This is a genomic window from Streptomyces sp. TE5632 (genome assembly GCF_054061295.1).
In genome coordinates this window covers 383,036-400,193 of the sequence record NZ_JBSSEA010000001.1, presented here as the reverse complement: position 1 = coordinate 400,193, position 17,158 = coordinate 383,036, and the positions used below count along the sequence as shown (strand labels likewise).

Annotated in this window: 10 protein-coding genes; 8 read left to right on the top strand and 2 right to left on the bottom strand. The window is 72.7% G+C overall.

Annotation, left to right across the window (positions count from 1 at the left end; all coding sequences use genetic code 11):
• The first annotated feature begins 56 nt into the window (after positions 1-56).
• Entirely contained in the window at positions 57-4,691 is a 4,635-nt protein-coding gene (locus ACVW19_RS01990) for a hypothetical protein (protein ID WP_457455968.1), read from the top strand.
• Between the two features lie 27 nt (positions 4,692-4,718).
• Here the strand turns inward: ACVW19_RS01990 and ACVW19_RS01985 are convergent, their stop codons facing one another.
• A complete protein-coding gene (locus ACVW19_RS01985; RefSeq protein WP_457455966.1) occupies positions 4,719-5,309 on the bottom strand; it encodes a hypothetical protein in 591 nt (196 codons plus the stop codon).
• 417 nt (positions 5,310-5,726) lie between these two features.
• Between ACVW19_RS01985 and ACVW19_RS01980 the strand changes: the two genes are divergently transcribed.
• The 7 genes from ACVW19_RS01980 to ACVW19_RS01950 all read left to right on the top strand — a co-directional run bounded on the left by ACVW19_RS01980 (position 5,727) and on the right by ACVW19_RS01950 (position 14,748).
• Entirely contained in the window at positions 5,727-8,450 is a 2,724-nt protein-coding gene (locus ACVW19_RS01980) for a nitrate- and nitrite sensing domain-containing protein (RefSeq protein ID WP_457455964.1), read from the top strand.
• A 26-nt stretch (positions 8,451-8,476) separates the two neighbouring features.
• A complete protein-coding gene (locus tag ACVW19_RS01975; protein WP_457455962.1) occupies positions 8,477-8,911 on the top strand; it encodes a roadblock/LC7 domain-containing protein in 435 nt (144 codons plus the stop codon).
• Between the two features lie 9 nt (positions 8,912-8,920).
• On the top strand, positions 8,921-9,316 hold the full coding sequence (locus tag ACVW19_RS01970; protein WP_457455961.1) for a DUF742 domain-containing protein: 396 nt from the start codon (positions 8,921-8,923) through the stop codon (positions 9,314-9,316).
• Positions 9,317-9,340: 24 nt separating this feature from the next.
• Complete coding sequence (locus tag ACVW19_RS01965) at positions 9,341-13,042, top strand: hydantoinase B/oxoprolinase family protein (RefSeq protein WP_457455959.1); 3,702 nt, start codon at positions 9,341-9,343, stop codon at positions 13,040-13,042.
• Positions 13,023-13,628 (top strand): GTP-binding protein, encoded by a 606-nt coding sequence (locus ACVW19_RS01960; RefSeq protein WP_457455957.1) that lies wholly within the window; start codon positions 13,023-13,025, stop codon positions 13,626-13,628. Before ACVW19_RS01965 ends, ACVW19_RS01960 begins: the two co-directional genes overlap by 20 nt.
• A gap of 87 nt (positions 13,629-13,715) precedes the next feature.
• Entirely contained in the window at positions 13,716-14,135 is a 420-nt protein-coding gene (locus tag ACVW19_RS01955; RefSeq protein WP_457456054.1) for a M15 family metallopeptidase, read from the top strand.
• Between the two features lie 70 nt (positions 14,136-14,205).
• The gene (locus tag ACVW19_RS01950; RefSeq protein WP_457455955.1) at positions 14,206-14,748 is read left to right on the top strand and encodes an NUDIX domain-containing protein; all 543 of its coding nucleotides are present in this window, start codon (positions 14,206-14,208) and stop codon (positions 14,746-14,748) included.
• 23 nt (positions 14,749-14,771) lie between these two features.
• On the opposite strand, the gene ACVW19_RS01945 is transcribed toward ACVW19_RS01950, so the two are convergent.
• Positions 14,772-17,138, bottom strand: coding sequence for a glycoside hydrolase family 31 protein (locus ACVW19_RS01945; RefSeq protein ID WP_457455953.1), 2,367 nt, complete (start codon positions 17,136-17,138; stop codon positions 14,772-14,774).
• Positions 17,139-17,158 lie beyond the last annotated feature (20 nt).

Here is a 17,158-nt window from a genome sequence, read left to right as displayed (position 1 = left end):
ATCCCTATTCCTGCCCCCGAACCACCCCGATCTGCCGAAGACTTCGAGAGTCCGCCATGTACGAGCTGTCCCGGGTCCGCCTCTACTCCATCGGGCCCGCCGGCGCGCGCTACGCCGACACCGTGCTTGACCTGCGCGGTGTCGGCGAGACCGTGCCCGAACCCGCGCCGACGCAGGCGGAGTTCTTCGCGGAGGAGCCGGTGGGCCCGCCCCGCCGGCCCGCGCCCGCCGGGGTGCTCTTCCTGGAGAACGGCGGCGGCAAGTCCGTCCTGCTGAAGCTGATCTTCTCCGTGATGCTCCCGGGCCACCGCAACACCCTCGGCGGCGCAAGCTCCGGCGTGCTGCGCAAGTTCCTGCTGGCCGACGACTGCGGACACGTGGCGCTGGAGTGGCAGCACGTACTGACCGGCGAGTGCGTCGTCGTCGGCAAGGCCAGTGAGTGGCGTGGCCGCCAGGTCTCCAACGACCCGAGGAAGTTCGCCGAGGCCTGGTACTCGCTGCGGCCCGGCCCGGGACTCAGCCTGGACAACCTTCCCGTCGCCGAGGCCACCGCCGTACGGCCGCCCGCCGACGGCCAGTCCGGCGCGAGGGGCCGCCGCCGCACCATGAAGGGCTTCCGGGACGCACTCACGGAGGCAGGCAGGACGTATCCGCACCTGGAGGTGCACTGGGAGGAGACCCACGAGCGCTGGACCGAGCACCTCGGCGACCTGGGGCTCGACCCCGAACTCTTCCGCTACCAGCGGGAAATGAACGCCGACGAGGGCGAGGCAGCCGGCCTCTTCGCGGTCAAGAAGGACTCGGACTTCACCGATCTGCTGCTGCGGGCCGTCACGGACACCCGTGACACCGACGGACTCGCCGACCTGGTCGGCGGCTTCGGCAACAAGCTGGGCCGGCGCGCCGAGCTGATCGCCGAACGGGACTTCACCGCCGGTTCCGTCGAACTGCTCGGCAGGATCGTCGAAGCGGCCGGCGCCCGTACCCGGGCGCGGGAGATCCACACCGCGGCCGAGCGTCGCACCCGCACCCTGGCCCGCAGGCTCTCCGCGCGCGGCAACCAGGAACGCGTCCGCGCCGCCGACCTCGCGCAGCGCGTCACCGCCGCCGCCCACGCCGTCACCCAGGCCGGAACGGCACGCGAACACAGCGCACTGATCTCGGCGGAGATCGCCTACCGGCACGCCTCCCTGGCGCTCACCGCGGCCGAGAAGTCCGCCGCCGCCCAGAAACGGGAACTCGCCGACGCGCGCACCCTGTACTCGGCATGGCAGGCCGCCGAGGCGGCGCTGCGCCACCGCGCCGCCGCCGACCGGGCCGCCAGGGTCTCGGCCGCGATCCAGGAGGCCGAGCGGGACGCGGCACCCGCGCTGGCCGCCCGCGCGAAGGCCGCCGTCGACCTCGTACGCGCCCTGCACACCGCCGCGCAGAACGCCGAGAACCTCGCCAACGAGGAGGAGGAGCGGTCCGCCGCCCTCCAGGAGGTCAGCGACGCCGCCCACCGCGACGCCACCGCCGCCGCCACCGAGGCACAGCGGGCCCGCAGCGAGATCGGCCACCTCAGGCAGCGCCTCACCGAGGTCGAGCAGGAGACCACCGAGGCCGTCCGGGCCGGTTGGCTCGACGACAGCGCCCCCGACGCCGACCCGGCCCGCGCCGCCCTCGCGGCCAGCGACGCGGAGAAGACCGCGGTCGCCGCCTGGGACTCGGCCCGCGAGGCGGCCCGCCGGGCGACCGAGCACGCGCGCGAGGCCGCCGCCACCCAGGCGCGAGCGGAACTCACCGCCGCCCGCGCGGCGGACGCGGCCACGGCGGCCGACCGCGCCCACGAGAGCGAACTGCGCACCGCGCAGGCCCTGGCCGCCGAGGAACGGCCGGCCGAGCTGCTGGGCCTGACCGCCGCCGACGCACGCCCCTCGGTCCCGTGGCCCCGCCCCGACACGGATGCCGAACCGGACGGCCGCCCCGCCGAAGGCGCCCTCACCGCCACGGAACTGGACCGCTTCGCCGACGACCTGCGCGAACTGCTCGACGACGCGGTCTCCTCCGCCGAACGCCAGTTGTTCGAACTGCGTACCGCCGCCGCCGACGACGCCCGCATCCTCGGCGCCCTCGGAGACGGCGGGCTGCTGCCGCCCGGCCCGGACGTGCTGGCCACGGTCGAGTACCTCGGTGAGCACGGCATCCCCGCCCTGCCCGGCTGGCGCTATCTCGCCCAGGCCGTCGACCCCGCCGACCACGCACGCGTGCTGGCCGCCCGCCCCGAACTGGTCGACGGTGTCATCATCACCGACCCGGACTCCCACACCCGCGCCCGCGCGGCCCTGAGCGACGCCGCCCTGCTGCCCCGGTCCACGGTCGCCGTCGGCACGGCCGCCGCCCTGCTCGCGCCGGCCCCGGCGCCGGACGCGGACACCGGGGACGTCTTCCTCGTACCGCCGAACCCGGCCATGCACGACGAACACGCCGCCGACGAGGAGCGGCAGGCGCTGCGCGTCCGGGCGGCCGCGCGGGACGAGGAGATCCGTGCGCTGGCGGCGCGGCTCGCCAAGGACCGAGAGCTGACCGCGCGGCTCACCTCCTGGCGTACCGGCTGCCCGCCCGGCCGGCTCGCCGAACTGGCCCGCGCGGCGCACGATGCCCGCGCCTTCGCGGCGGAGTCCGAGGCGGAACTCGCCGAGGCACGCGCCGCACGGGCGGAGGCCGAGGAGGCCGCCGCCGAGGCCGCCCGGGTGCGTGACGAGCGACAGGAGACCGCGCAGAAGGCCCGGCGCGCCGCAGACGCCCTCGCGGGACTCGCCTTCCGGCTGCGCGAGCGGGGTGGCTGGCAGGCCAAGCTGCGGGAGTTGGCCGACGACGCCGCTGAGGCGGAGGCCGGCGCCCATGCCTGCCTGGAGCGCGCGCGGGCCGCCGACGAGGACCGGCGCGGCGCGCAGCGGGCCGCCGACGACGCCCGGCGCACCGCGCGGGCGCTGCGCGCCGAGCGCTCCGAGATCGCCGGCGCCCCCGACGACGTACCGGAGGACGGCACCGAGGCGCCGCAGATCTCCCTGCCCGCCCTGCGCGAGGCGTACCGGGCCGCGTCCCAGGTCTACGAGAAGGTCGGCGTCGGCGCCGACCTGCGTGCCGAGCAGGCCCGTGCCGAGAGCGACGAGAGCGCGGCACGCGCGGAGCTGGACCGGCTGAGCAACAAGGTCCGCACCCGCGCGGAGCAGTTGCTCCAGTCGCCCGACGGTTCGGACGGCCCAAGTCGCCAGGCCGCCGCGGCCCGCGCCGAGGAGCTGGTGCAGCTCCTGGAGACCCGCATGTCGAGCGCGAGCGAGCAACTCGGACGGCTGCGCGGCGAGGCGGAGCGTCTCGCGCCCGAGGAGGGTGAGGAACACACCGGGCTCCCCGAGGAGTTGGTGCCCCGCGACGCCGAACACGCACAGGCGCTGCTGCGGACCGCCACGGCCGAACTGGCCTCCCTGACGGAGGAGCTGGACCGGACCAGGCAGGCGCACGGAGAACTCCTCGACGCGCACCGCGCCGCGGAGGACGCCGCCGGGGGGTTCGACGAGATCGCCGCCATGCTCCGCGACCTGCTGCGTGATCACGCGTCCGAGGAGGAACCGGAGCGGCCCGAGCCCTACCCGGGCAGCTTGGTGGAGGCCCGCAGCTCCGCCGCGGAAGCCCGCCGGTCACTGCGGGGCTGCGCCGCCGATCTGTCCGCCACCGAGTCCGCGGTGCGCGAGGCGAGCGACATCCTCGTCCGGCACGCCAACTCCACCCGCTACGAGCAGGTCCGCACCCCCGCACGGCAGCAGATCCGCGAACTGCCCGCCTCCGCACTGCCCGAGCACGCCCACAAGTGGGCGGACGCCTTCGCGCCCCGGCTCAGGGTCCTCACCGACGAGCTCGAACAACTTGAACGCAACCGCGAATCGATCGTGGACCGGCTCAGAGGACTGGTCGAGTCGGCCCTCGCCACCCTGCGCTCCGCGCAGCGGCTGTCCCGGCTGCCCGAAGGGCTCGGCGAGTGGTCCGGGCAGGAATTCCTGCGCATCCGCTTCGAGGAACCCGACCAGGCGACCCTCACCGAACGGCTCGGTGAGGTCATCGACGAGGCGACCCGCGCGGCCGTGCGCAAGAACTCCGATCTGCGGCGCGACGGCATGTCCCTGCTGCTGCGCGGAGTCGCGGCCGCCCTCCGGCCCAAGGGCGTCGCCGTCGAGATCCTCAAGCCGGACGCCGTACTGCGCGCCGAGCGGGTCCCCGTCGGACAGATGGGCGATGTGTTCTCCGGAGGGCAACTGCTCACCGCGGCCATCGCCCTGTACTGCACGATGGCCGCGCTGCGCTCCAACGACCGGGGCCGGGAGCGGCACCGGCACGCCGGCACCCTGTTCCTCGACAACCCCATCGGCCGCGCCAACGCCACCTACCTGCTGGAGCTCCAGCGGGCCGTCGCCGACGCGCTCGGTGTGCAGCTCCTCTACACCACCGGCCTGTTCGACACGACGGCACTGGCGGAGTTCCCGCTGGTCATCCGCCTGCGCAACGACGCGGACCTGAGGGCGGGCCTGAAGTACATCAGCGTCGAGGAGCACTTGCGGCCGGGCCTGCCCCGGGAGGCCACGGACGGGGAAGCCGTGCACAGCGAGATCACGGCCACCCGGATGTTCAAACGGCCCGCCCCGGCGAACGGTTGATCAGGCCGCCCGGGCGAAGTGTCCGGGTCAGGAGTGGGACAGCTGACCGGCCCCGCCCCGGCGGCGTATTCGTGCCTGCGCACGCTGGGCGGACCTCTCCTTACGACGGGCGCGGCGCCGCTCGCGCCGCAGCGCCCGCGCGGTGCTGCTGGGCGAGGACACCACACCGTTGCGCTGGTTCCAGACCTGGTGCGTCACCCACACGTCGAGGACCCCCCAGGTGGCCAGGATCGTGCTGACGACGCTGCTGATGACCATGGGGAAGGCCAGCCAGGACCCGGCCAGCGTGCACAGAAGGGCCACCATGGCCTGAATCAGTGTCATCGCGACGATGAGCACGGCCCGTACGGACGCCGTACGCACCGGATCCGGCAAGCGGCGCCGCCGCGCGGGCTCCTCGACCCACAGCGGCCGGTAGTAAGGCCGTCGGCGCGTGTCTGTCTCTGCGTGGACGCCCTCACCGGGCGCGCGGGCCGATTCCCCCGGGTCGGTGCCGACCGCCGCGGTTCCGGGTTCCGCCGCGGGGGCGCCGCGTTTCGGCACCTCGGTGTCCGGCCGCGTCGTCATCTGTGCCACCGCGGCGTCCTCGGGCGCCTCGTACCGCTCCGCCGTGCCCATCAATGTGTCACTCCCCACCGCCGGCAGTCCGCCCGCTCGCGTCCGAAGACCCGGTTCCCCAACGACTGCCCGGCTTGCACTGGTTTACGCCGCCCAGATGCGAGGCACGGCTCCTGCGGCCGATTCCGCCCCCATCTCCCACAGAGAAGGACGAACGGCACGTCGCAAAGATTCCCGGACAAGGAAAAAAATCGGCCAACTGTCCCCGCCGGGGCCCGCAGATCGGCGCCCGGCCTCTCCCCCGACCCGGGATGCAATCTCCCGTAATGCGCGGACAACTCGCCATGTCCCGCCGTCGGTACGGAAGTTCGGATTCCGGCGAACTCTTCGAGTTGGCCGCGGCTCGGTAGTAGGCTCGCGCCGTTTGTTGACGCACATGTGTGCCCCCGATCGTCCGGGGGCGAGCTGGGGGAGGCCATGCGCTTTCGCGGGAAGTCCGTCCGCCGGAAGATCGTGGCGCTGCTTCTCGTGCCGCTGGTGTCCCTGACGGCGATCTGGGGTTTCGCCACGGTCTTCACGGGACGGTCGGTCACTCAGCTGTTCCGGGTCTCCGCCGTGGTCGAGGACATCGGCTACCCGATCGAGGAAACCGTCCGCGTCCTCCAGCAGGAACGCCGCCAGACCCTCGTCCATCTCGCCGATCCGCGGGCCTCGGACACGCTCTCTGCGCTCCGCACCACTCGCACGGCCACCGACGGCGCCATCACCGAGGTCCGCAAGAACGCGGACGACCCCGACGTCCGCGACAGGCTGAGCACGGGCGGCGAGGACCGGCTCACCGCTGTCCTGGACGCGTTCGACGGCATCGACTCCCTGCGCGGCAGCGTCGAGCAGGGCACGATGAACCGCGTCGAGGCCCTCAACCAGTACAACCTTCTCGTGGACTCCTGCCATGCCCTCCTGGCCTCCCTCGACGACATCGACAACGTGGAGGTGGACCAGCAGGGCCGAGCCCTGCTCAACCTCAGTCGCGCCCGTGAACTCCTCGCCCGCGAGGACGCCCTGCTCGGCTCGGCCCTCGTCGTCGGCACGCTGTCCCGCGCAGAGGTACGCAACATCTCCGACCTCGTGGCCCAGCGCACGCTGCTGTACGACATCGCTCTGCCACAGTTGCCGGCTGCGGACCGGGACCGCTACGAGAGCTTCTGGAAGAACGCGGCGTCCGCTCCGCTGCGTGTCGCCGAGGAAGCGGCCGTCTCCTCCGGCACCGGGCCGCCTCACGGAGTCACCGCGAAGAGCTGGGACACCGCCGCCGGCCATGTGCTCGAAGAACTCGGTGCCCTCAACGACCAGGCCACCGACCGCTATCAGGAACGCGTCCACCCGGTCGCCATGGGCGTCATCACCCAGGCCGTCGTCGTCGGCGTCCTCGGACTGGTCGCCCTCCTCGTCTCCCTCGTCCTGTCCGTGCGCATCGGCCGCGGCCTCATCCGTGACCTGCGGCAGTTGCGTCTCGAGGCCCATGAGGCGTCCGGCGTGCGACTGCCCAGTGTGATGCGCCGTCTCTCGGCGGGCGAACAGGTCGACATCGAGACCGAGGTCCCCCGCCTGGAGTACGACAGGAACGAGATGGGCGAGGTCGGCCAGGCCCTCAACACCCTGCAGCGCGCGGCCGTGGAGGCGGCCGTCAAACAGGCCGAACTGCGCTCCGGGGTCTCGGAGGTGTTCGTCAACCTCGCCCGCCGCAGCCAGGTCCTGCTGCACAAACAGCTCACCCTGCTGGACAGCATGGAGCGCCGGACCGAGGACACCGAGGAACTCGCCGACCTGTTCCGTCTGGACCATCTGACCACCCGCATGCGCCGGCACGCCGAGGGTCTGGTCATCCTCTCCGGGGCCGCTCCCTCCCGGCAGTGGCGCAAACCCGTTCAGCTCATGGACGTCGTACGTGCCGCCGTCGCCGAGGTCGAGGACTACGAGCGCATCGAGGTCCGCAGGCTGCCACGGGTCGCCGTCACCGGCCCCGCCGTCGCCGACCTCACCCACCTCGTGGCCGAACTCCTGGAGAACGCCACGGTGTTCTCCCCACCGCACACCGCCGTCCAGGTCCTGGGCGAGCGTGTCGCCAACGGCTTCACCCTGGAGATCCACGACCGCGGTCTCGGCATGGCGGCCGAAGCGCTGCTGGACGCCAACCTGAGGCTCGCCGAGACCCCGGAGTTCGAACTCTCCGACACCGACCGGCTCGGACTGTTCGTGGTCAGCCGTCTCGCGCAGCGGCAGAACGTCCGGGTCTCCCTGCAGCCCTCCCCCTACGGCGGCACCACCGCGGTCGTCTTCATCCCGGACGCACTCCTGACGGACGACGTCCCGGACACCAACGGAGTCGGCTTCCGCCTCGACCGGCCCCGACGTGCCAAGGACAAGGAACCGGAGGAAAACCGCCGTCTCGCGCTGTCCCAGGTGCCCGTACAACTGACCGGACTGCCCGCCTCGCTGCTGGACGGGCCGGTCGAACTCGAGGGCCCCGTCGACCTGGACGCCCTCGACGACTATCCGGGGGCCCCGCGGGACGAGGACGACGAGAACAACGAACACGGCGGCCTGTTCCGCCCCCGGCGCTCCCCGACCCGAGCCGAGGCCGAGCGGCCGGGACCTCGGCGTGAGCCGCATCAGCGGGCTCCCGAGAAACGCGACGGACCGGACAGGGACACGGACGGGCAGATGGACGGCCCCGCTCCGCTGCCCCGCAGGGGGGTCCCCAAGCTGGTCAGCTCCCACGGCCGCCCGGTCGGCGACGAGCACGTCCGCCGGGAGCGGACGGGCCACGACACCGGCACCCCCTCCGCCCACCCGGGGCAGGAGCCCGCACCGCCGCCCCTGCCCGCCCGCCGACGGAGCACGGAGTCCCGCCCCGGCAGCACCCCGCAGTACGCGGACGGCCCGCAGGACGCGGACGACCGGCCCGCCCCCGGATCGCTGCCCCGACGTGTACGGCAGGCCAGCCTCGTTCCACAGCTCAGACGGAGCACGCGACCACGGAACGAGGAAAGATCCCACCCCGTCGAACGGGACGCGGAGGAAGTGCGCAGCCGCATGGCCTCGCTCCAGCGCGGCTGGCAGCGCGGCCGCGACGAGAACGCCGAGGCCGACGACGGCCCCGGCGGGACAGCACCACGAGGAATGAACAAGAGTGACTAAGCAAGAGTGACTAAGGGGGACGGTCGATGACCGCACCGAACACGACCGGCCACGCCGAAGGCGGCAAGGGGGAGCTGAACTGGCTCCTCGACGACCTGGTGGGCCGCGTCGCGAGCATCCGGAAAGCCATCGTGCTCTCCGGCGACGGACTCGCCACGGGGGCGTCCGGGGAACTGACCCGCGAGGACAGCGAGCACCTCGCCGCCGTCGCCTCCGGGTTCCACAGCCTAGCCAAGGGGGTGGGCCGCCATTTCGAGGCAGGCGGTGTCCGCCAGACCATCGTCGAACTCGACGAGGCCTTCCTGTTCGTCACGGCCGCCGGAGACGGCAGCTGCCTCGCCGTCCTCGCCGACGCCGACTCGGACGTCGGGCAGGTCGCCTACGAGATGACCCTGCTCGTGAAGCGGGTCGGTCCGCATCTGGACGCCGAACCACGCACCGATCTGCCCCCGGGCGGGTAGTGGGATGACATGAGTGCTGACGGCGAGGGAAGAAGCCACTGGTTCGACGACGAGGCCGGACCGGTCGTCCGTCCGTATGCCATGACGCGGGGCCGCACCACGAGTGCGGCCCAGCACCGCCTCGACCTGATCGCGGTGGTCGTCACCGAACCCGACGCGGACGATCCTGAGGCGGACCCCACCCTCTCCCCGGAACACGTGGACATCGTCGAGCTGTGCCGTGACACGCCACAGACCGTCGCCGAACTCGCCGCGGAACTCGACCTGCCGACCGGAGTGGTACGAGTCCTCGTCGGAGATCTCGTCGACCTCGGATCCGTCCACGTGAACCGGCCGGTTCCCCCCGCCGAACTGCCGGACGAGAGTATCCTGCGCGACGTGATCAACGGCCTCCGAGCGCTGTGAGCGGCGCGGAAGCGGGGTACTGACATGGCAGGCTGGCAGTTCTGGGTAGACCGAGGCGGTACCTTCACCGACATCGTCGCGCGCCGCCCGGACGGGCGACTGCTCACCCGTAAACTCCTCTCGGACAACCCGGCCCTCGCGCCCTCCCGGCGTCGCCCCGGCGGGGCGGCCACCGCCGCCGACGCGGCGGTCGCGGGCATCCGCGAACTGCTGGCCGGCTCCGGTGAACCCGTCGAATCCGTACGCATGGGTACCACGGTCGCCACCAACGCCCTCCTCGAGCGCACGGGCGAACGAACCCTCCTGGTCATCACCCGCGGCTTCCGGGACGCCCTGCGCATCGCCTACCAGAACCGCCCCGCCATCTTCGCCCGCCGCATCGAACTGCCCGAGCTGCTGTACGAACGGGTCGTCGAGGTGGACGAACGCGTCGCCGCCGACGGCACCGTCCTGCGGGCCCCGGACCTGGACTCCCTGAGCGGGCCGCTGCGCCAGGCCCACGCCGACGGCATCCGGGCCGTCGCCGTGGTCTGCATGCACAGCCACCGCCACCCCGCTCACGAGCAGGCGGTCGGTGAACTCGCCGCCCGTATCGGCTTCCCGCAGATCTCGCTGTCCAGCGAGGTCAGCCCCCTGATGAGACTCGTCCCGCGCGGGGACACGGCCGTCGTCGACGCCTACCTCTCGCCCGTGCTGCGCCGCTACGTCCAGCACGTGGCCGACGAACTCGACGGGGTACGGCTGATGTTCATGCAGTCCAACGGCGGCCTCGCCGAAGCGGCGCAGTTCCGCGGCAAGGACGCGATCCTGTCCGGTCCGGCCGGCGGCATCGTCGGGATGGCCCGCATGTCGCAGCTCGCCGGCCACGACCGGGTCATCGGCTTCGACATGGGCGGCACCTCCACCGACGTCTCACACTTCGCGGGGGAGTACGAACGCGTCTTCACCACCCAGATCTCCGGCGTGCGGCTGCGCGCGCCCATGCTGGACATCCACACGGTCGCCGCCGGCGGCGGCTCGGTCCTCCACTTCGACGGCTCCCGCTACCGCGTGGGGCCCGACTCGGCGGGCGCCGACCCCGGCCCCGCCTGCTACCGGGCCGGCGGCCCGCTCGCCGTCACCGATGCCAACGTCATGCTCGGCCGCATCCAGCCCGACCACTTCCCGGCGGTCTTCGGGCCGAACGGCGACCAGCCCCTCGACACCGAACTCGTCCGCGACCGCTTCACCGCCCTCGCGCGCGAGATCCGCGACCGGACCGGCGACGACCGCACCCCGGAACAGGTCGCCGAGGGCTATCTGCGGATCGCCGTCGCCAACATCGCCGCCGCGGTGAAGCGGATCTCCGTCCAGAAGGGCCACGACATCACCCGCTACGCCCTCACCACCTTCGGCGGCGCGGGCGGGCAGCACGCGTGCATGGTCGCCGACTCCCTCGGTATCCGCACCGTCCTCGTGCCACCCGCGGCCGGTGTCCTCTCCGCACTCGGCATCGGCCTCGCCGACACCACGGCCATGCGTGAACGCTCCACCGAAGCACCCCTGGAGCCCGCTGCGATGCCCGGCGTCCACCGGACCGCGGACGACCTCGAAGCGGCGGCCCGCGCCGAACTCCTCGCCGAGGACGTCCCCGAGGACCGGATCGAGGTCACCCGTCGCGCCCAACTCCGCTACGACGGCACCGACACCGCCCTCACCGTCGAACTGACCGACGCCGACACCATGCGCCGCGCCTTCGAAGAACGTCATCGCGCCACGTACTCCTTCACGCTCGACCGCCCGATCGTCGTCGAATCCCTCTCCGTCGAAGCCACCGGCATCACCGACCCCCCCGATCTCTCCACCCTCGCCCCCTACCGGGGCCGCCCCGCCGCTGCGCGACCCGTCCGCCTCCACACCGGCGGCACCTGGCGCGACGCCCCCCTCCACCACCGTGAGGACCTTTCCCCCGGCGAGACCGTCTCCGGCCCGGCGATCGTCACCGAGGCCGGCTCCACGACCGTCGTCGACGAAGGCTGGCGGGCCTCGCCGACCGACGACGGGCATCTGGTCATGGAACGCGCCGCCGTTACGCAGAGTTCCGACCTCGACACGGAAGTCGACCCGGTTCTGCTCGAGGTCTTCAACAACCTCTTCATGTCCATCGCCGAACAGATGGGCGCCCGCCTAGAGTCCACCGCCCAGTCCGTCAACATCAAGGAGCGCCTGGACTTCTCCTGCGCCCTCTTCGACCCGGACGGAAACCTGGTGGCCAACGCCCCCCACATCCCCGTCCACCTGGGATCGATGGGTACCGGCGTCAAGGAGGTCATCCGGCGGCGCGGTACCACCATGCGCCCGGGCGACACCTACGCCGTGAACGACCCGTACCACGGCGGCACCCATCTCCCCGACGTCACCGTGATCACCCCGGTCTTCGGCGCGGCGTCCCCCGGCGCAGCGTCCCCCGGCACCGTGGACGGTGACACCACGGAGGGTGACCGGAGGGTCCTCTTCTACGTCGCCTCGCGCGGCCATCACGCCGAGATCGGTGGCATCGCCCCGGGCTCCATGCCCGCCGACAGCCGCACCATCGACGAGGAGGGCGTCCTCTTCGACAACTGGCTCCTCACCGAGAACGGCCGGTTCCGCGAGCAGGAGACGCTCGGTCTCCTGACCGAAGCGCGGTATCCCTCCCGCAACCCGCAGACCAACCTCGCCGACCTGCGCGCCCAGATCGCCGCCAACCAGAAGGGCGTCGACGAGGTCGGCCGCATGATCGAGAACTTCGGCCTCGACGTGGTCCAGGCGTACATGCGGCACGTCCAGGACAACGCCGAGGACGCGGTACGGCGCGTCATCGACGCCCTCGACGACGGCGAGTACACCTACGAAACCGATTCGGGCGCCGCCATCCGCGTGCGTGTGCGCGTCGACCGCGAGAACCGCTCCGCGACCATCGACTTCACCGGCACCACGGCACAGCTCCCCACCAACTTCAACGCCCCCTTCTCCGTCGTCAACGCGGCCGTCCTGTACGTCTTCCGGACCCTGGTCGCCGACGACATCCCGCTCAACGACGGTTGTCTGCGCCCGCTGCGCATCATCGTGCCGCCCGGCTCCATGCTGGCGCCCCGGCACCCGGCAGCCGTCGTCGCGGGCAATGTGGAGACCTCCCAGAGCATCACCGGCGCCCTCTACGCGGCGCTCGGCATCCAGGCCGAGGGCTCCGGCACCATGAACAACGTCACCTTCGGCAACGCCCGCCACCAGTACTACGAGACCGTAGCCTCCGGCTCGGGTGCGGGAGAGGGCTTCCCCGGAGCCTCCGTCGTGCAGACCCACATGACCAACTCGCGGCTCACCGACCCCGAGGTCCTGGAGTGGCGGCTGCCCGTCCGCCTCGAGGAGTTCGCCGTGCGCGCAGGCAGCGGCGGCGCGGGACGGTGGCGCGGCGGGGACGGAGCGGTCCGCCGCATCCGGTTCCTGGAGCCCATGACCGTCTCCACGCTCTCCCAGCACCGGAGGGTCCCCCCGTACGGCATGGCGGGCGGCGCGCCCGGCGCGCCCGGCGCCAACCGGGTCGACCGCGCGGACGGCAGCGTCACCGAACTCGGCGGAAGCGACTCGGCGGACGTCCGCGCCGGCGACGTACTCGTCATCGAAACCCCCGGCGGTGGAGGATACGGTCCACCGCCCGATCCCCACCGAGCAGGAGAGAAGAACGATGATCTTCGGGCGTTCTGAGCGCGGCAAGCCCCCGGTCGAGCCCGTCACGCTCAAGATCCTGGTGGCCGGTGGCTTCGGCGTGGGCAAGACCACGCTCGTCGGAGCGGTCAGCGAGATCAGGCCGCTGCGCACCGAGGAACTGCTCACCGAGGCCGGACGCCCGGTCGACGACCTCAGCGGTGTGGAGGCGAAGAACACCACCACCGTGGCCATGGACTTCGGCCGCATCACGCTCCGCGAGGATCTGGTGCTGTACCTCTTCGGGACTCCCGGCCAGGAGCGGTTCTGGTTCATGTGGGACGAGCTCGCCGAGGGCGCCCTCGGCGCTGTGGTGCTCGCCGACACCCGGCGGCTGGAGGACTGCTTCGCGGCCGTCGACTACTTCGAGCGGCGCTCCATACCGTTCCTCGTCGGCGTCAACTGCTTCGAGGGAGCCCCGCGTCACCCGGTCGAGGACGTCCGCCGGGCCCTCGACCTCGACGCGCACGTACCGCTCGTGATGGGCGATGCCAGGGACCGCGAGTCGGTCAAGGAGGTGCTTGTCGGTGTCGTCCAGCACGCCATGGCACAGGCGGCCCAGCGCCGCCGGACCGTCACCGTCTGAAGCGCACCCGGACGTGTCCCGTACCCCCGCCGACCGGAATACGGGACACGCGCCCCGGGACGGGCCCGTACCCACGCGGTACGCGTCCTGATCACCGCGCTCGCCGCCCTGACGGCCACGACCGCCGCATCCGCTCCGGAGAAGCCGGAGCCCAAGGCACCCGAGGACTTCGTGGCGCCGAACAGCGTGGACCCGGCGATCATCCAGGAGATGCGCCACTTCGCCCCGCACAACTTCGTGCGCTGTGCCAAGGACCGGCGGTTCCCCGACAACTCGGTCGACATGGACACCGGCTACGACTGCTTCGACACGCTCAGCCACACCCTCGACCCCCGCGTACAGGGCGAACAACGGGCCAACAGGCTGCTCCTCAACGGCACCCTGGAGAGCCTCGGCTTCGTGAACCTGGCCGAGGAGCGGTGGCACTGCGCCTTCAAGCCGGAGGCTCATCCGGACACCTGCTTCGACTTCCCGGTGTCCCGCGGGTCGCCCACCGGTCACCACTGAGCGCTCCCCGAAGCCGCCTGGTGAGCGGCCCCCCGAAGACACCCCCGCCGTGATCGGCTACAGTCCGCGCGTGCCCAGAAACCGCACCCCCGGCCCGGCCCTCGACCCCGTGCCGGACTCCCACTGTTCGAGCTGCGGCACGCCCTTCGGCGCGGGCGTCTCCGGCTGGCCCCGGGACTGCCCGGCATGCGGTGCCGTCGCCTATCGCAACCCGCTGCCGGTCGCGGTCGCCCTCCAGCCCGTGTACGACACGAAGGGCACCGCCCTGGTCGTCATCACCCGGTCCATCGCCCCCGCGCGCGGAGGCACGGCCCTGCCCGGCGGGTACATCGACGACCGGGAGGACTGGCGCCAGGCCGTCGTACGCGAACTCCGGGAGGAGACCGGCATCGACGCGGCGAGCCGGGACGTGCGACTCGCGGACGCCATGAGCTCGCCCGACGGACACCTCCTGCTGTTCGGTCTCCTCCCGGAACGTCCAGCGGAAGGCCTGCCACCCTTCGCCGCCACGGACGAGACGGAAGGCCGGCACCTGCTGCGCCGCGCGGAGGAACTCGCCTTCCCGCTGCACACGCGGGCCGCGCGCGCCTGGTTCGAGGGCCGGTACATCTGACTCCAGGCCCGCCCAGGCCCGGCTCAGCGCGGCCCGAGCCCGCGTACACGCACCGGGTAGGGCAGCTCGCGGGCGCCGTCCGCACCCTCCCGCTCGACGACGATCCGGGCCCCCACCCAGCGGACGCCGTACCGCTCGATCTCCGGCTCCTCCCAGCCGTCGCCGACATCCGCGACGACCGTCCCGCCCCCGGCCCGCCCCCGCACGGGCGCCCACACCTCCAACTCCAGCCCACCGTCCTCCCCGCGCACGGGAATCACGGAGCCCGCGCGGGCGAACACCGGAATGCGGTCCAGGGGCGCGTCGACCAGCACCTGGGCGGGCCCGTCGTACGCCCGTCCCGTGGCCAACTCGTACCAACGCCCGCCGGGCAGCCGCACCGTACGCCGTTCCACCCCCGGGACCAGCACCGGTGCCACCAGCAGACAGTCACCCAGCAGGAAGGCGTCCTCGCAGTCGCGCAACGCGCGCTCCTCCGGCGCCGACCACCACAGCGGCCGCACACAGGGAGCCCCGGTGCGCCGGGCCAGATGTGCCAGCGTCACGAAGTACGGCTGCAGCCGGCGACGCCCGACGAGGGCCACGCGCGCGTGCCGCACCACCTCGGCACCGAACTCCCACAGCTCCTTCCTCCCCGCCCCCGCACCCGCGTGCGTGCGGAACAGCGGCAGATGGGCACCCAGTTGGAGCCACCGCAGATACAGCTCCGCGGACGAGTCCCCGTCGAGCCCGCCGACATCCGGCCCCGCATACGGGACACCGCACAACCCGAGCCCCATCACCAGGGCCAGGGAGGCCCGCAGCCCGGGCCAGCCCGTGGCCACCTCCCCCGACCACGTCCCTCCGTAGCGCTGCATACCGGCCCACCCCGAGCGCGAGTACACGAAAGGACGCTCCTGCGGCACCAGCGTCCGCAGCCCCTCGTAGGCCGCCCTGGCCATGCACAGCGCGTACACGTTGTGCGCCTCGCGGTGATCACCGCCCCGCCCGTCCAGGGCGTGCCGTGCCGAGCGGGGGAGCGTCGGCTCCCCGAACGCGGTGAACGACGTCGGCTCGTTCAGGTCGTGCCAGAAACCCGCGAAACCCTGCTCCAGCAGCTCCGTGTACAGACCGCCCCACCACCGGCGCACGCGCGCGTGTGTGAAGTCCGGGAACACGACGTCTCCGGGCCGGGAGACGCCCTGAACGACCTCTCCCGAAGCGTCCCGCACGAACGCCTCCTGCGCCGCCCCCGAGTCGTGCACGGCGTTGCCGCCCTCGGCAGCGACCGCGGGACCGACGACCGACACCAGCCGGATCCCGTCCCGCCGCAGCTCGTCGGCGAGAGCGGGCAGCTTCGGGAACCGCTCCTGGTCGACGGTGAACACCCGGTGCGCGTCGTGGTGGCCGACGCCCAGATGGACGGCGTCGAGCGGCAGCCCGTGCTCCCGGTAGCAGGCGACGGTCCGCCGCACCTCCTGCTCGCCACCCCGGCCCCACCGCGCGTGATGATGGCCGAAGGCCCACGCGGGCGGCAGCGCGGGCGCACCGGTCAGCGACCCCCAGGCGAGCAGCACCCGCGCGGGAGTGCCCACCATCACCCAGCAGCGCAGTGGGCCCCCGTCCATCCGCAGCGTGCTCGTCCCACCCCGGTCGTGCCCGGAGCCGGCGCCCTCCGCACCCTCCCGCAGTGTCACCGTGCCGTCCCACGAACTGTCGTGGAACGCGAGATGCGTGCCCGCGTCGGCCACCACCAGCTGCACCGGCATCGTGATGGGGGGCGGATCGTCACCGGGCCCGAAAGCGCGACCGGGGCCCGTGTTCCACAGCCGGTAGGTGCCGTCCCGCAGCCCCGGCCCGGAAGCACGCCCCCCGAGCCCGAAGAACCGGGCGTCGGCCCGCACCTCCGACCGCTGCATCCAGCGCGCGGTGCCACCTCCTGCCGGCTCCCACCAGCGCGGCGGCAGATCACGCCGCAGAACCACACCTCCCGGGGTGAGCACCTCCACCGAGCCGAGCCGTGAGACGGCGACCGTCACCCGCTCGGCGACCACACGCCAGCCGCCGTCCTTGTCCGGCTCCAGCACCGCCCGCGGATCCGGATCGGGACAGCGACCGGCCAGCGCGTACGACGGCTCGGGAGCAGCTCCGTCCCAGCCCCAGAAGACGGCGCCGTTCACGGCGACGAGGATCCGCAGCTCGGAGCGGTCGAACCGGACGACACCGCCCCCGGGCCCAGGCTCGACCTCCCGCACCTGTCCGGGCGTCCGTGCGCGCTCCGTCCCCCGGGGTGGCAGCCCGGTGGCGTCGGCCCGTCGCCTGCGCCACGCTGCCCGTACGGTACGCAACCCCCGTGCCGCGCCCACCGAACCGACCGATCTCACCGAACGCACCAGGCCACGACCGTCCATGGGGCTCACCCTGCCATTGC

Bases quoted from the DNA above. Each gene is read 5' to 3' on its own strand.
- ACVW19_RS01980 (WP_457455964.1), top strand. From the start codon at position 5,727: ATGCGCTTTCGCGGGAAGTCCGTCCGCCGGAAGATCGTGGCGCTGCTT.
- ACVW19_RS01945 (WP_457455953.1), bottom strand. From the start codon at position 17,138: ATGGACGGTCGTGGCCTGGTGCGTTCGGTGAGATCGGTCGGTTCGGTG.
- ACVW19_RS01960 (WP_457455957.1), top strand. From the start codon at position 13,023: ATGATCTTCGGGCGTTCTGAGCGCGGCAAGCCCCCGGTCGAGCCCGTC.
- ACVW19_RS01975 (WP_457455962.1), top strand. From the start codon at position 8,477: ATGACCGCACCGAACACGACCGGCCACGCCGAAGGCGGCAAGGGGGAG.
- ACVW19_RS01985 (WP_457455966.1), bottom strand. From the start codon at position 5,309: ATGGGCACGGCGGAGCGGTACGAGGCGCCCGAGGACGCCGCGGTGGCA.
- ACVW19_RS01965 (WP_457455959.1), top strand. From the start codon at position 9,341: ATGGCAGGCTGGCAGTTCTGGGTAGACCGAGGCGGTACCTTCACCGAC.
- ACVW19_RS01990 (WP_457455968.1), top strand. From the start codon at position 57: ATGTACGAGCTGTCCCGGGTCCGCCTCTACTCCATCGGGCCCGCCGGC.
- ACVW19_RS01970 (WP_457455961.1), top strand. From the start codon at position 8,921: ATGAGTGCTGACGGCGAGGGAAGAAGCCACTGGTTCGACGACGAGGCC.